The sequence below is a fragment of the Pseudomonas sp. NY8896 genome (assembly GCF_039634505.1).
The window spans coordinates 2932383-2946537 of record NZ_CP132350.1; the positions used below are offsets into that span (position 1 = coordinate 2932383).

Below are 14155 nucleotides of genomic sequence, written 5' to 3' on the forward strand. Positions count from 1 at the left end.
CTTGTAGGGCTGCTCCGAGCGCCTCACCAATGAAACAACTCCCGCCGCGCCCCCTCGGTAATCGCCACGATCCCTGGGTGCTTGACCTTGCGCTCCACCGAAATGGCATAGAACGACTCGTGTACGGCTTCGGTCTGGCCGATCAACTGCACGCCATACTGGCGGCACACCTCCTCGGCGATAACGCTGGGGGCAACGAAAATGCCGCTACCCGACTGCCCGAACGCCTGCATCAAGGCACTGTCATCGAACTCCCCCACGATCCGAGGCTGCACCTGCTGTTCGCCCAGCCACCGCAGCAGGCGGCTGCGCACCACGGTTTCCTGGCCTGGAACAAGCAGCGGCGCATCCTGCAAGCAGGCCGGAAAAGGGCCGTCCAGCCGTTGCGCCAGTGCAGGGGTGGCGAAAAAGCTCAGCCCGCATTCGCCGAGCTTCTGGCTGTAACCTTTGATGTCCAGGTGGCTGGGCATGGGGCTGTCGGAAATCACAAGGTCCAGGCGCTGGATGGCCAGGTCTGCCAGCAGCCGTTCAAGTTTGTCTTCGCGGCAGTTGATGCGCAGCACCTCGTCCAGTTCCATGGTAGGTGCCAGCAAGCGGTAGACGATGGATTTGGGGACCACGTCGGCTACCCCAACGCGGAACAGGATCTGCTCTTGGGGGCCGGCCCGCAGCAGGGCTTCCAGCTCGCCGCCGATCTGGAACATCTGCTCGGCGTACACCAGCGCCTGGCGGCCGGTTTCGGTCAGCTCAAGCTGGCGTCCGGCGCGCTGGAACAGTTCCAGGCCGTAGGTTTGCTCGAACAGGGTGATCTGCCCGCTGATGGTTTGCGGTGTGAGGTTCAGCTGTTGGCTGGCACGGGTGATGCTGCCAGTCTTGGCCACGGCCCAGAAGTAATGCAGCTGGCGATAGTTGAGCACCGTTGGTCGTCCCGATTCGTAAAAACCGAAGTATACGTAATGAAAATACGAATTTTACTGAACTATCGGCGTCTCTAGAATGCACGGCATCAGGCGCCATGCGCCGCCGGAATTTTCAAGCGAGGACACCATGCTGCAACTCAAATCCATCGGCACCCCGTTGGTGCTGGCCTTGGCCCTGTTCACCCTGGCAGGTTGCGACCAGGCCGAGAAATCTGCCCAGCAGATGCTCGACCAGGCCGCGCAGTCGGCCAAGCAGGCCATCGACGATACCAACAAGGCTGCCCAGCAGGCGTTGAGCGATGCCATCGGCAGCGAAGGGCAGAAGCCCAAGGATGCCGAGAAAAAAGAACAAACCCAGGACATTTGACCCCAACCGCCGCTGCAGGATCTGAACGATGGAATATTTGCTGGAACTCGCCGCTAGCCCTACCGCCTGGGTTGCCCTGGCTACGCTGGTGGCCATGGAAGTTGTACTGGGTATCGACAACCTGATCTTCATCTCGATCCTGACCAACAAGCTGCCGGTGGAGTACCGCTCCAAGGCACGGCGTATCGGCATCAGCATGGCCTTGGTCATGCGCCTGGCCTTGCTCAGCACGGTGGCCTGGATCGTCCAGTTGACCGACCCGGTGTTCGAAGTGTTCGGCAACGCCTTCTCGTGGAAGGATGTGATCCTGATTGCCGGTGGCCTGTTCCTGCTGTGGAAGGCGACCAAGGAGATTCACGAAAGCGTCGACCCGCACGGTGCCAAGGAAGAAGCCAAGGTTGGCTCGACCGTTACCCTGGGCTTTGCTGCGGCAATCTTCCAGATCCTGCTGCTGGACATCGTCTTCTCGGTCGACAGCATCATCACCGCCGTGGGTATGACCGAGCACCTGCCGATCATGATCATTGCCGTGATCACTGCGGTGATCGTAATGATGGTGGCCGCCGACCCGCTGGCCAACTTCATCAACGACAACCCGACCGTCGTGATGCTGGCCCTGGGCTTCCTGATCATGATCGGTATGACGCTGATCGCCGGAGGGTTTGGCGCTCATGTACCGAAGGGTTATGTGTATGCCGCCATGGCGTTCTCGACGGCTATCGAGATCCTCAACATCCTGGCGCGTCGGGCGCGTTTGAAGCGTGAGGCAGCTGAAGGTTGATATAAAAGCGGGGCGCATTGCGCCCCATTCGCCGGCAAGCCCGCGAATGGGCTTTAGTAAATTTTGAGGTCAGTGCACCCCGGCATGCCGCCGCGCCCGCCTTATTGGCTGTGGCTTGGCCAGGGGCTGCGGTGGCAGGTGGTGATGTTGTGCATGACGCCGCACAATGCGCAGTACACCCCACAGCATGGCGGCTGCAACGCTTAGCCACATGCCTACCAGCATGAGAATTGCCATGGTCAGGCTCATCTGTGCCTCCATCTCTACGGCAAGCCTTCGATTGGCCAGCGCTTGCCTTCCAGACACTGCTTTAGTCTAGCCCTTCGCCTGTGACGTTCCATCGAACAAAGGTCTATCTCTGGGGCCGATTCGCTCTAAGCCGTTGTCGGACTATACCCGCGCCGCTGTCGGACCTATGATCGGTGGCCAGAGCCGGGCGCTGCCTGCCTGGCGTTGGAAAAAGCGAGTGTCCATGGAGCAACATTCCGTCAAAACCGCCTACCGACGGCTGCTGGCCGCCTGTCTGATGGCTGCCACCCTGGCCGGTTGTGCCAGCGCACCGCCTGCCAACCTCAAGGGCTTGCCTCAGCGAGTGGAGATCAGCAGCGTGCCGTTCTACCGTGGCAACGCCAACCACAGCGGGGCTATGGCACTGGCGGCCGTGCTGTCGCAACAGGGGGCTCCGATCACACCGGGGCTTCTGGACAAACCGTTGAACCTGCCCCAGGGCGCCGAAGCGCTGGATACCGGTATCCCCCGCGTGGCGCGGGACTACGGCATGGTGGTGTACCCGCTGGACAAACAACTGGACGCGCTGTTGACCCAAGTGGCGGCGGGCAACCCAGTGCTGCTGCGTTACGAGGAAGGTTCGGCCTGGTGGGGTGAGCCGCGTTATGCGGTGCTGATCGGTTATGACCGTTACAAGCAACGGGTGTTGTTGCGCTCGGGCATGCACCGGCGGCAGGTGATGGCATTCGATGAGTTTGCCTCGGCGTGGGCGAAGCAGGGGAGCTGGGCGGTGCTGGTGCAGCCACCGCGACAATTGCCGGCCCAGGTGGATCGCCAGCGCTGGTTGATGGCTGCCGATGAGCTGGTCAAGGCGGGGCAGGAAGTTGCAGCGAAACAGGCGGTGAATAGCCTGAACAAATGATATGGCCTGAACCGGCCCTATCGCCGACAAGCCTGCCCCCACAGAAATTGCACATTCGAAAATGGTGCGGTTCCTGTGGGGGCAGGCTTGCCGGCGATAGGGTCAGGCCTGTTTACATCAGAAGCCCAGACGATCGCGCAGGCTGTAGTACCAGGCACCGATGGCGCTGAACGGCACGCGCAGCATCTGGCCACCCGGGAATGGGTAGTGCGGCAGGCCGGCGAAGGCGTCGAAACGCTCCGCCTGGCCGCGCAGGGCTTCGGCCAGTACCTTGCCCGCCAGGTGGGTGTAGGTCACGCCGTGGCCCGAGCAACCCTGCGAGTAATAGATGTTGTCGCCGATACGGCCAACCTGTGGCAGGCGCGACAGGGTCAGCAGGAAGTTGCCGGTCCAGGCGTAATCGATCTTCACGTTCTTCAGCTGCGGGAAGGCCTTGAGCATCTTCGGACGGATGATCGCCTCGATGTTCGCCGGGTCACGCGCGCCGTACACCACGCCACCGCCGAAGATCAGGCGCTTGTCGCTGGTCAGGCGGTAGTAGTCGAGCAGGTAGTTGCAGTCCTCGACGCAGTAGTCCTGCGGCAGCAGGGTGCGTGCCAGTTCTTCGCCCAGCGGCTCGGTGGTGATCACCTGGGTGCCGCATGGCATGGACTTGGCGGCCAGCTCTGGCACCAGGTTGCCCAGGTAGGCGTTGCCGGCAACGATGATGAACTTGGCGCGGACTTTGCCCTGCGGGGTGTGAACGACCGGGTTGGCACCACGTTCGATGCGTACCGCCGGGGTTTGTTCATAGATGATGCCACCCAGCGACTCGACTGCAGCCGCTTCGCCCAAGGCCAGGTTCAATGGGTGGATGTGGCCGCCGCTCATGTCGAGCATGCCGCCGACGTAACTGTCACAGGCAACCACTTCGCGGATGCGCTTCTGGTCCATCAGCTCCAGCTGATTGTGGCCAAAACGTTCCCACAGGCGCTTTTGCGACTCCAGGTGGCCCATCTGCTTGCTGGTGATGGCGGCGAACACGCCACCGTCTTTCAGGTCGCACTGGATGTTGTATTTGGCCACGCGCTCACGAATGATGCGGCCGCCTTCGAAGGCCATATGGCCCAGCAGTTGCGCCTGCTTGGGGCCAACGGTGCGTTCGATGACGTCGATGTCGCGGCTATAGCTGTTGACGATCTGGCCGCCGTTGCGGCCCGACGCGCCGAAGCCGACCTTGGCCGCTTCGACGATGCTCACCTTGAAGCCGTTCTCGAGCAGGAACAGGGCGCTGGACAGGCCGGTGTAGCCGGCGCCGATGATGCATACATCGGTTTCCACCTCACCCTGCAGCGCCGGACGTGGCGGCACCGGGTTGGCCGAGGCGGCGTAGTAGGACTGGGGGTAGGGGGTGTTAGCCATGCTGCAGGAACCTCGTGTTTTATATTTTTAACGAATGTACCGATGCTATCAATAATAATAAACACCCGCTAGTCGTCTGGTGAAAATCCTTTACGGGGCGCTTGTCGGCCGTCCTTATATAAAGAGTTTAAGATTCAGTAGCTTAGCGCGAAAAAAAGTGTTGACAGGGTTTTTGGAATGCGTAGAATGCGCACCACACGACAGGCACATAGCTCAGTTGGTTAGAGCACCACCTTGACATGGTGGGGGTCGTTGGTTCGAGTCCAATTGTGCCTACCAAATCGAAGAAGGGGTGATCCGCAAGGGTCACCCCTTTTTTCATTGGGCTCGCGACCGGCCCGAGTCGCATATAGACTCCTCGTGCACGAACCCCGAAAGTTTTTGATTTTTATCAAAAAAAGCTTTACAGGTACGCATTCGATCACTAATATGCGCACCACACGACAGGCACATAGCTCAGTTGGTTAGAGCACCACCTTGACATGGTGGGGGTCGTTGGTTCGAGTCCAATTGTGCCTACCAAATCGAAAAAGGGCGATCAGCAATGATCGCCCTTTTTTCATTTGCGCACGAAGCAGCGTGTAACGTTTGGTCGCGGTTCGGGTATGGCCCGCCATGCTAGAATCCGCCCCTTCGAATCTGGAGGTACACGCGTGCGCAAACTGGCTGTGGTAATGGCAGTGCTCGCCCTGGCGGGCTGTGAGAACGAGGTCGAAGGCGTGCACAAGCAGGTGGCCGAACACTTGCACAACCCCAAGACTGCCAAGTTCGGCAACGTACGGATCGACACCCAGGGCACCATTTGCGGCCAGGTCCGCGGCAAGGACGATGCCGGGCAATACGAAGCCTATCGCAGCTATGTGGCGATCAAGCGCGATGGCCAGTACGACATCATCGTCGACGACACCGGCAACAACCTGCGTATCCGCGAGCTTTGCGGCGGTGCCGACCTGCAGCGACGTGCCGAAGCGCTCGCCGACCAGCCGGCGCCCCAGGGTTGGGATGTGGAAGTGGTGCAGGGCGCCAACATGGGCGCGCTGAGCGACATGACCGCACGGCTGATCGAGAAGGGCATCCCATCTTCGGTGGAGTACCGCGACGGCAAGCCGGTGGTGCTGATGGGGCCGTTCCCGACCCGCGAAGAGGCCCAGGCGCGCCGGGACGAGGTGATGGCCAAGCTGGGTACCGATTCGGTGGTCATTCAGCACGGCGCAGCACGCTAAGCCTATGCCGAAGTGTTGGCGGCCTGGCCTGTACTAGACATTGTTCACACAAGTTTGGCTATGCTTGGGTTGGGAGATGCCAGACGGGGAGGGCCTCATGTCTACACTGGAGCGGGCCATTGCCGTGGCCGCCAGGGCGCATGAAGGGCAATACGACAAGGGTGGGGCGGCTTATATCCTCCACCCGTTACGCGTGATGATGCGGGTTGCCACGCCCGAGCAACGGATTGTCGCGGTGCTTCACGATGTGATCGAAGATACCCCGCTGACCCTGTCCGACCTGGCGCGCGAGGGCTTCGCGCTGAAAATCCTTGCCGCGTTGCTGGCGCTAAGCCGCCGCGAGGGCGAGGCCTACCAGGACTTCGTGGTGCGCCTGGGCGATGACCCGCTGGCGCGCACCGTCAAGCTGGCCGACCTGGCCGACAACAGTGACCTCTCACGCATTCCCTGCCCAAGCCCCGCTGACCTGGCGCGGCTGGCCCGCTATCGGGAAGCCAGCGCCTACTTGCAGGCGCTGGTGTGAGGCTCAGCCACAGGCCTTGAGGTTGACCGGCCCGACAAACGCGTTGCCCCGCCCCATCACGCAGGCCACTCGCTGGTTGCGTTGCTGCTCCCAGGCTTGCGGCGGGTAGGTCTTGTTCCAGGCCTCGAACAGCTGGCGGTCCTGGCTGGACAACCGCAGGTTGTACTGCTGGCTCATGTAGAAGTAGGTGCGCGCGATCATGCCGCGGATCGAAGGGCGCGGCATCACCTTCTTGGCCTTGAAGTCGACCTGGGTCAGGCAACGGCCGTACTGGCCGCGTTGTTCGGGCAGCCAGCCGAAACTGAAATTGCTGCGGTCGCCGTTGACCTCGCCGATGCTGGGCACCAGGTTGTGCAGGTCAGCTTCGGCGCGCTTGTACACGTCGTCATGCTGCGCGCACTGCTTGCGCCCGCCGGCCTGCCAGCACTGGCGCTGATGGCCGATCTGCCATGCCGGTACGATGTGCTCCCATTCGATGCGCGAGGCGCGCTGGGCATTCTTGCGCGGGGCATAGCCACAGGACGCCAGGTCGACCTTGTTGCCCTTGTATTTGCAGCCGCAATAAAACTCGGTCGATTGCGGCGCATACAGCTTCCAGGCGACCTTCTTGGCCTCCTGGAAGGTACGCGGGGCGTCGGCTTGAACAAAGGGGGCGGTCAGCAGCAGGCAGGTTGCAGCGAAAAGCGAAACTCTCATGCGTGGTCAGTCTTCCTTCGGCACGGTCCAGAAAATCTGCACGCCGCCATCGTCCCGGTGGGCGAGGGTGACGTTGTCGTTCTCGGCGATTTCCTCGAGCAGCGTCTCCCAGTCATCCGGGCTTTCCTGTTCCAGGCGGAAGATCAGCGCCGCACGGCTGCGCTGGGCGGTGGGGCTGTTGATGATCTTCTGGATGCGTACACCCAGCTGTTCATAGCTGCTCGGGGTGGCAGAGGCGGTGCTGGACACAGGGAATTCCTTATTTTGCTGTATGTGCATACAGTATTTCACTGTAAGTAAAATCGCAACAGCTTGCCAGAGGAAATCCAGCGTTAACCCGTCTTGGCGTTCGCGCTGGCGCTGCTGGTCTGGTGTAATACCGGCAATTTCCGGAAGCTGCGCATGTATCGATTTCTTTTTCGTGTTCCCTCATCTACAAGCCTGGCCCTGCTGTTTGCAGGCGGCATGAGCGCCAATAGCGTTGCCAGGGCCCATTCGCCCGATGTCGTCGTCATGGATCCGCTGGTGGTTACCGGCGCCTACACGCCCACCAGCAGCTTTGACCTGCCGTTTTCGGTCGATACCGTTGACCTGTCCCACGGCACTGATGGCCAGCTTGGCGTCAACCTGTCGGAAGTGCTGAGCAAGGTGCCCGGCCTGGTGGTGCAGAACCGGCAGAACTATGCCCAGGACCTGCAGATTTCCTCACGGGGCTACGGTGCCCGTTCAGCGTTCGGTGTGCGCGGTATCAAGTTGCTGAGCGATGGTATTCCTGCCAGTACCCCCGACGGGCAAGGGCAGGCAGCCACGCTGAACCTGGACGTGGCCGAGCGCATCGAGGTGCTGCGTGGCCCGGCTGCGACGTTGTATGGCAGCAACGCCGGTGGCGTGATCCAGATGTTCACCCGCGACGGGCAGGGCCCGGCCCGCGTTGGCGCTGAAACCACGTTCGGCAGTGACGGCTTCAACAAGAATCACCTGTCCGCCGAGGGCGGTAACGACACCGCCGGTTTCGTGCTGGATGCCTCGCGCATGGACACCGATGGTTACCGCGACCACAGTGCAGCACGCCGCGACCAGACGTTCGCCAAGGTCAATTTCAAGCCCGACGACGACTCGCGCATGGCGCTGATCTACAGCAGCCTGGAGCAGAACGACACGCAGGACCCGCTGGGGCAGAAGTGGGATGCCTACAAGCACGACCCTCGTTCTACCGCGGTCGAGGCAGAGAAATACAACACGCGTAAAAGCATCGATCATCAACAGCTGGGCATGAACTACGAGCGCTATTTCGGTGATGCCACATTGCAGTTCAACCTGTACGCGGGGCGACGCAGTGTTGTGCAGTACCTGTCCATATCAGAAAAAGCACCTTCAAACGTGCAGCGTGGTGGCGGAGTCGTTGACTTCGACCGCGAATTCCACGGCGGCACCCTGCGCTGGATCCAGCCGGTTGTCGAGGTGCCCGGTAACCTCACGTTCACCGTCGGCGCCGATTACGACCAGAGCACGGATGACCGCCGCGGCTACCAGAACTTCAGCGGCGACCAGTTGGGCGTCAAGGGCGAACTGCGCCGCGACGAGCAGGACACGGCCACCAGCCTGGACCCCTACCTGCAGGCGCACTGGGAAATCGGCAACTGGACCAGCGAACTGGGGCTGCGCTACAGCACCATGAAAATGCGCGTCGATGACCATTACCTGGCCAACGGTGATTCGAGTGGTTCGAAGACGTACCAGCAGGCCACCCCGTCGCTGTCGGTGATGTATGCGTTCACCCCCGACCTGCGCGGCTACGCAAGCGTTGGTAAAGGTTTCGAAACCCCCACGCAGGCCGAAATGGCCTATGCGCCGGGTGAGGTCGAACGTTTCAACTTCGGGCTCAAACCTGCCACCAGCATGCAGTATGAAGTGGGTGTGAAGTATCGCCTGGGCGAACGCACGCGCTTGAATGCGGCGGTGTATGAAATTCAAACCGATGACGAAATCGTCGTTGCCAACGCTACGGCTGGCCGCACCAGTTATCGCAATGCAGGGCGCACGACAAGACGCGGTTTCGAGGCGAGCCTGCAGAGTGACCTGGGCGAGCAATGGCAGACCACGGTGGTGTACACCCGCACCGATGCGCGCTATGCCGAAGATGTCAGTTCGGCCATCGAACGTGGCAACCGGCTGCCGGGTGTGCCGCTCGACAACCTGTATGGCGAGCTGGTGTGGAAACCCGTTCCGTCGGTCAGCATGGGGGTAGAAGGGCAATACCGCAGCAAGGTGTATGTGGACGACAGCAACAACGCCAAACCGGCACCTGCGTATGCCGTATTCAACTGGCGGACGCGTTTCGAACAGCACGTCGGGCCCTGGACGTTCCATCAACTGGTGCGTTTGGACAACCTGTTCGACCGGCAGTATGTGGGGTCGGTGATCGTTGGCGACAGCAACGGGCGTTATTACGAGGCAGCGCCTGGGCGATCGTGGTATGCGGGGGCGGGGTTGGAGTACCAGTTCAGATAGCTTTGTGGCCATCTTGGGTGTCGCTCCACGCGGCGATGATGCTGGGGGCGCGAAGCGCCCCCTCTATCTCCCTTCGGGACTGGCGCCCAGGGCACCATTGGGTAGGCTGTACACCGAGTACAGCACGTTCATCCACCCTGGCGTGTTAGTTCAGGCGAAGCGCTCGAAGCGGTAAGGGCTTGGGTCAATCAGGGGTGCAGCCTGGGATACCAGGTCCGCCGCCAACTGGCCGGCAGCGGGCGAGGTGCCGAAGCCATGCCCGGAAAAACCGGTGGCCAGGGTCAGGCCTGGGATGCTGGCCACCGGGCCGATTACCGGGTTGGAGTCGGGGGTGACGTCAATCGTGCCAGCCCAGGCGCTGGCGATGCGTGCCTGTTCGAATACCGGCCAGGCCGCTTTGAGGTTGCGCATGGCCTCGTCGTTGAGTGCTGGGTTGGCGTGTGGGTCTTGTACCCTTACGCGCTCGAAAGGGGTCACATCCGTGGCTTTCCAACGCCGGGCCAGGGCCAGGTCCTTGAAGAAGTATTTGCCAAAGCTGATGCGCAAAAAGTCCCGCTGCGCACGCAGCTGGGGCAGGTAACGCTTGCCCAGCAGCAGGTGGTCGAGGGTGAGGAAAGCATCCAGTGCGCCGCGCTGGGTGATGATGTAACCGCCGTCCTTGTGCTTGCGAAACGAAAAGTCCGGTGCGCCGACGGCGATATCGGTAGGCCCGTCCATTGGCTCGGTGCGCAGCACGGAACAGGTCAGCGGCAAGGTCGGCAGGTTGATGCCCAGGTTGCCGAGGAACTTGCGCGACCATAGGCCACCGGCCAGCAATACCTGGTCGCAGCGGATTTCGCCTTGCTCGGTGACCACCCCGCTGATACGGCCGGTTGCGGTGACCAGCGTACGCACCGCGCAGTTCTCCACCACCACCGCGCCTTTGGCAATGGCCGCACCGGCGATGGCGCTGGCGGCCAGCGTCGGTTCTGCGCGGGCATCGGAGGGTGTGAAGATGCCGCCTGCCCAATCCGCCCGACCACCCGGCACTTTCTGGGCGATTTCACGCGCGCTCAGCAGGCGCGAATCAAGGCCCAGCGCCTCGACACTTTTAAGCCAGCCTTCATGCATGCCCATCTGCGTGTCGTTGCGGCCGATGAACATGATGCCCGCCTGGCGATAGCCAACGTCGCTGCCTACGCGCGCTGGCATCTCGGCCCACAGCCGGTCGGCCGCCAGTGCCAGGGGGATGTCGTGGGCGTGACGGTTGGTCTTGCGCACCCAGCCCAGGTTGCGCGACGACTGCTCGCCAGCGATGCGCCCCTTTTCCAGCACCACCACCGGTATGTTGCGCTCGGCGAGCGTCAGTGCGGCAGTCAGGCCGATGATGCCGCCACCGATGATTACCACAGTCGTGGCGGCGGGGTGGCGGGTGCTGGTTTGCACGGGGGCGATCGTGGGAGACATGGCTTTACTCATTGTGGTTCGGGCAGAGGAGTGCTCAGCGGCAGCCAGCGGTTTTACTGGCCAAGGCGGATCAGGGTCACTTGCGCTTGCCCCGCACCGCGGTAGGCAGTGACTTCCAGCTCGACCTTGTACACGGTGGAGCCCAACGGCGGGCAGGTGACCGTGGTGGCCGGGTCGATGCCGCGGAACTTCTGGCCGATCACGTCCATGACCTGCGGCACATCGGCCGGGTCCTGAATGAATACCCGCGAATTGATGACGTCGGCCAGGCTGGCATCGACCGCGGCCAAGGCGGTTTCGATATTGGCGAACACCTGGTGGGTCTGTTCGATCACGTCCTCCGGGATCAGCTGGGTCTGCGGGTTGCGCCCGGCGGTGTTGGAAACGTGAATCCAGTTGTCCACCGCCACCAGGCGGGAGTAGCTGGCCATGTCTTCGAATTTGGAGCCGGTTTTCAGTTTGGTGATCTGTGTCATGGGTTTTGCCTCGTTGTCCGGTAATGGGTGAATCAGCTGAGAACGGGGGTTTCCCAAAGGTTGAGCTTCACGCCGATGCCTTGCTCCAGCGCCTTGCGGTACACCACGGTGCCCCAGGCCACATCCTCGACAGGCATGCCGCCCACCGACATCAGGATGATTTCGTCGTCATGCAGACGCCCTGGTGCGTCGCCGCTGATGATCTTGCCGATGTCTTCCACCTGCTCGGCGGCCAGCTTGCCTTCGTGAATCATGTCCATGAAACGCACGCCCACCAGCGGCACGTGGTTATGCGCAGGCTTGGGCAGTTCTTCGAACCAGGCCTCGTAAAGGCCGGTGTTGTCGACCACCTTGCGCACGTCGTCCTGCTCCATGCCGGCATCGATGCTGCACGGGGCTGGCATCGCCAGGAATGCGCCAGGCTTGACCCATTCGCGACGCACCAGGGGATACTGGCTGGGGTCGCCCACTTCGCCCGAGCTGCAGTAGGTGACCAGGTCGGAGCCGCGTACCACCTCTTCCAGGGTTTCAACCACCTGCACGTTGACGATTTGCGGGAAGCTGGCTTTGACCCAGGCGACGAAGGCATCCAGGTTTTTCTGGCCGCGGCCCTTGATCTTGATGGTGTCGATCAGTGGGCAGACAGCCATGAACGCGGCGACCGTGGTTTTGCCCATCACCCCCGGGCCGGCCAGGCCGATGACCTTGGCGTCCTTGCGCGCCAGGTGGCGGGCACCTACGCCTGGGATGGCGCCGGTACGGTAGGCCGACAGCAGGTTGGCCGACATGTGCGCCAGTGGCGCGCCAGTGTCGGCATCGTTGAGGGTGAACATCAGGATCGAGCGGGGCAGGCCTTTCTCGCGGTTGGCGATGTTCGAGCCGTACCACTTGGCGCCGGCGGTCTGGAAGTTGCCGCCGAGGTAGGCTGGCATCGCCATCATGCGCCGGTCGGCGGTGGGCTTGGGCATATTGGGGAAGGGCGAGTGCTCGGGGAAGGTGATCATCGCACCGTGCGAGTCGCTGTTCGGGCCGGCCATGCGGTAGTCGCCCTGGTACAGCAAGCCGAACATTTCTTCCATGGTGTCGACACAGGCGGGCATGTCGGTGACGCCGGCGCGGATCATGTCCTGCTCGGACAGGTAGATGAAGTCAATTCTGGTATCGAGGGTCATAGCGGGTCTCGCAGGGCTGGCTGCCATCGGATTTATTGTTGGTATCGAGGCAGCCAGTTTCGCTAACGACTGGTAGGTCGTCTTGTGCCTGCCTGCCAGCCGAGTTGACCGTCAGTGCCAGGGCTTCAATGGCCAGCGAGCGAGAAGCTGGCGGGGGTATCGCGCAGGCTGAGAGCGGTCAGCAGGCACACCACCAAGGTGCACAGGGCCAGCAGCGCGGCCCAGGCGGTCGGGCCGTGGTCGAGCACCACGGCGGCCAACGGGGCTGCGCCGGCAGATGCAGACAGCTGGATAGCGCCCAGCAGCGCTGCGGTGGAGCCCAACGCCTTGTCTTGCGAGGCCATGACCAGCGACATCAGCGTCGATTCGGCTATGCCCAGGCCGAACAGCGCCACCACCATGCCGCCAGCCACACCCGGCAGCCCCAGGCCGGTCAGCGCACCGAGCAGGCTGATGCAGGCGCCGCCAGCCATGCATAGCACGCCCAGGCGGGTCAGGGTATTCAAGCCCAGGTGGCTGATCAGGCGGCTGGCGGCCATGGCGCCAAACAGGATCGATACCCCGGTAGCGCCGAACAGCAGGCCGAAGGCCTGGGCGCTCAGGTCGTAGTGGGCCTGGTACACCAGGGTGGCACCGCCGATGTAGGCGAACAGGAAGAAGAACACCGCGGCCACTGCCAGGGTCGGGCGCAGGAAGCGGCGGTCGGCCAGAATGGCCAGGTAGGTACGGCAGGCGTGGCCCAGGCGCAGCGGTTCGCGTTTGCCCGGGGGCAGGGTTTCCGGCAGGTTCAGCAGGCTGTTGAGCAGCACCGCCAGCCCCATGCCGGCGAGTACCAACATCACCGCGCGCCAGCCGAAATGCGCGTCGATCACGCCGCCCAGAGCCGGTGCCAGGATCGGTGCCACACCTTCGATGGTCATCAGCAGGGCGAACAGTTTGGTCGCGGCAACGCCCTGGCTCACATCACGCACCATGCTCATGATCACGACCAGGGTCAGCGCGCTGCCCAGCCCCTGGAAGAAGCGCAGCATGATCAGGGTGTCGAGGCTGGGGGCCGCGGCTGCGCCGAGTGAGCAGAGGATGAACAGCAGCAGGCCGGCCAGCAGCGGTTTGCGCCGGCCATAGGCGTCGACGATGGGGCCGAAGATCAGCTGGCCGGCGCCCATGGCCAGCAGGAAGAAGGTCAGCGTCAGCTGCACACGCGTGAAACTGGCCTGATAGTGGCTGGCGATTTCCGGCAGGCTCGACAGGTACATGTCGACGGCGGAAGGGCCGAGTGCGCCAATCAGGCCGAGGCCCAGGGCGAAGCTGAAACGTATTGGGGGAGAGGGATCTGCGTGCATGGTCTTCTCTGTCTGTTTTTTCGCCTACCGATCGGTAGGTTGGCGAATCTTATTTGCCCAATCAGAGAAGGTCAAACGCTTCTGGAGGTCAGTCACCCATCCCTGTGGGAGCGGGCATGCCCGCGAACACCGGCAAAGCCGGTGCC

General features: G+C 62.3%; 15 protein-coding genes and 2 tRNA genes. 8 read left to right on the forward strand and 9 right to left on the reverse strand.

The window, feature by feature from the left end:
• Positions 1–23 precede the first annotated feature (23 nt).
• Positions 24–917 (reverse strand): transcriptional activator NhaR, encoded by an 894-nt coding sequence (nhaR, locus tag Q9451_RS13235; RefSeq protein WP_012273140.1) that lies wholly within the window; start codon positions 915–917, stop codon positions 24–26.
• A 130-nt stretch (positions 918–1047) separates the two neighbouring features.
• Here nhaR and Q9451_RS13240 point away from each other — a divergent pair, with 130 nt between their 5' ends.
• On the forward strand, positions 1048–1287 hold the full coding sequence (locus Q9451_RS13240) for a hypothetical protein (protein WP_012273139.1): 240 nt from the start codon (positions 1048–1050) through the stop codon (positions 1285–1287).
• 28 nt (positions 1288–1315) lie between these two features.
• Entirely contained in the window at positions 1316–2068 is a 753-nt protein-coding gene (locus Q9451_RS13245; RefSeq protein ID WP_012273138.1) for a TerC family protein, read from the forward strand.
• Positions 2069–2137: 69 nt separating this feature from the next.
• On the opposite strand, the gene Q9451_RS13250 is transcribed toward Q9451_RS13245, so the two are convergent.
• On the reverse strand, positions 2138–2317 hold the full coding sequence (locus Q9451_RS13250) for a hypothetical protein (RefSeq protein WP_012273137.1): 180 nt from the start codon (positions 2315–2317) through the stop codon (positions 2138–2140).
• 166 nt (positions 2318–2483) lie between these two features.
• Here Q9451_RS13250 and Q9451_RS13255 point away from each other — a divergent pair, with 166 nt between their 5' ends.
• On the forward strand, positions 2484–3218 hold the full coding sequence (locus Q9451_RS13255; protein WP_012273136.1) for a peptidase C39 family protein: 735 nt from the start codon (positions 2484–2486) through the stop codon (positions 3216–3218).
• A 117-nt stretch (positions 3219–3335) separates the two neighbouring features.
• On the opposite strand, the gene Q9451_RS13260 is transcribed toward Q9451_RS13255, so the two are convergent.
• Positions 3336–4619, reverse strand: a complete 1284-nt coding sequence (locus tag Q9451_RS13260) for an FAD-binding oxidoreductase (RefSeq protein WP_012273135.1) — start codon at positions 4617–4619, stop codon at positions 3336–3338.
• Between the two features lie 202 nt (positions 4620–4821).
• Here Q9451_RS13260 and Q9451_RS13265 point away from each other — a divergent pair.
• The 4 genes from Q9451_RS13265 to Q9451_RS13280 all read left to right on the forward strand — a co-directional run bounded on the left by Q9451_RS13265 (position 4822) and on the right by Q9451_RS13280 (position 6365).
• Positions 4822–4898, forward strand: a tRNA-Val gene (locus tag Q9451_RS13265).
• 166 nt (positions 4899–5064) lie between these two features.
• Positions 5065–5141 (forward strand) — tRNA-Val (locus Q9451_RS13270).
• 131 nt (positions 5142–5272) lie between these two features.
• The gene (locus Q9451_RS13275; protein ID WP_003250559.1) at positions 5273–5842 is read left to right on the forward strand and encodes an SPOR domain-containing protein; all 570 of its coding nucleotides are present in this window, start codon (positions 5273–5275) and stop codon (positions 5840–5842) included.
• Between the two features lie 97 nt (positions 5843–5939).
• Complete coding sequence (locus Q9451_RS13280) at positions 5940–6365, forward strand: hypothetical protein (protein WP_012273134.1); 426 nt, start codon at positions 5940–5942, stop codon at positions 6363–6365.
• 3 nt (positions 6366–6368) lie between these two features.
• On the opposite strand, the gene Q9451_RS13285 is transcribed toward Q9451_RS13280, so the two are convergent.
• Positions 6369–7061, reverse strand: a complete 693-nt coding sequence (locus tag Q9451_RS13285) for an endonuclease I family protein (protein ID WP_012273133.1) — start codon at positions 7059–7061, stop codon at positions 6369–6371.
• A 6-nt stretch (positions 7062–7067) separates the two neighbouring features.
• Positions 7068–7310 (reverse strand): DUF1654 domain-containing protein, encoded by a 243-nt coding sequence (locus Q9451_RS13290; RefSeq protein ID WP_012273132.1) that lies wholly within the window; start codon positions 7308–7310, stop codon positions 7068–7070.
• Positions 7311–7526: 216 nt separating this feature from the next.
• Between Q9451_RS13290 and Q9451_RS13295 the strand changes: the two genes are divergently transcribed.
• Entirely contained in the window at positions 7527–9572 is a 2046-nt protein-coding gene (locus Q9451_RS13295; RefSeq protein ID WP_012273131.1) for a TonB-dependent receptor, read from the forward strand.
• A 150-nt stretch (positions 9573–9722) separates the two neighbouring features.
• Here the strand turns inward: Q9451_RS13295 and Q9451_RS13300 are convergent, their stop codons facing one another.
• The 4 genes from Q9451_RS13300 to Q9451_RS13315 form a co-directional block, all read right to left on the reverse strand.
• Entirely contained in the window at positions 9723–11018 is a 1296-nt protein-coding gene (locus Q9451_RS13300; protein WP_012273130.1) for an FAD-binding oxidoreductase, read from the reverse strand.
• A 53-nt stretch (positions 11019–11071) separates the two neighbouring features.
• The gene (locus Q9451_RS13305; RefSeq protein WP_012273129.1) at positions 11072–11494 is read right to left on the reverse strand and encodes a RidA family protein; all 423 of its coding nucleotides are present in this window, start codon (positions 11492–11494) and stop codon (positions 11072–11074) included.
• Between the two features lie 32 nt (positions 11495–11526).
• Entirely contained in the window at positions 11527–12666 is a 1140-nt protein-coding gene (locus Q9451_RS13310) for a tyramine oxidase subunit B (RefSeq protein ID WP_012273128.1), read from the reverse strand.
• A gap of 125 nt (positions 12667–12791) precedes the next feature.
• Positions 12792–14009, reverse strand: coding sequence for a multidrug effflux MFS transporter (locus Q9451_RS13315; protein ID WP_012273127.1), 1218 nt, complete (start codon positions 14007–14009; stop codon positions 12792–12794).
• Between the last annotated feature and the right edge of the window lie 146 nt (positions 14010–14155).

Coding starts and splice junctions, on each gene's coding strand:
- Q9451_RS13240 (WP_012273139.1), top strand. CDS start 1,048: ATGCTGCAACTCAAATCCATCGGCACCCCGTTGGTGCTGGCCTTGGCC.
- Q9451_RS13245 (WP_012273138.1), top strand. CDS start 1,316: ATGGAATATTTGCTGGAACTCGCCGCTAGCCCTACCGCCTGGGTTGCC.
- Q9451_RS13250 (WP_012273137.1), bottom strand. CDS start 2,317: ATGAGCCTGACCATGGCAATTCTCATGCTGGTAGGCATGTGGCTAAGC.
- Q9451_RS13255 (WP_012273136.1), top strand. CDS start 2,484: ATGATCGGTGGCCAGAGCCGGGCGCTGCCTGCCTGGCGTTGGAAAAAG.
- Q9451_RS13260 (WP_012273135.1), bottom strand. CDS start 4,619: ATGGCTAACACCCCCTACCCCCAGTCCTACTACGCCGCCTCGGCCAAC.
- Q9451_RS13280 (WP_012273134.1), top strand. CDS start 5,940: ATGTCTACACTGGAGCGGGCCATTGCCGTGGCCGCCAGGGCGCATGAA.
- Q9451_RS13285 (WP_012273133.1), bottom strand. CDS start 7,061: ATGAGAGTTTCGCTTTTCGCTGCAACCTGCCTGCTGCTGACCGCCCCC.
- Q9451_RS13295 (WP_012273131.1), top strand. CDS start 7,527: ATGAGCGCCAATAGCGTTGCCAGGGCCCATTCGCCCGATGTCGTCGTC.
- Q9451_RS13300 (WP_012273130.1), bottom strand. CDS start 11,018: ATGTCTCCCACGATCGCCCCCGTGCAAACCAGCACCCGCCACCCCGCC.
- Q9451_RS13305 (WP_012273129.1), bottom strand. CDS start 11,494: ATGACACAGATCACCAAACTGAAAACCGGCTCCAAATTCGAAGACATG.
- Q9451_RS13310 (WP_012273128.1), bottom strand. CDS start 12,666: ATGACCCTCGATACCAGAATTGACTTCATCTACCTGTCCGAGCAGGAC.
- Q9451_RS13315 (WP_012273127.1), bottom strand. CDS start 14,009: ATGCACGCAGATCCCTCTCCCCCAATACGTTTCAGCTTCGCCCTGGGC.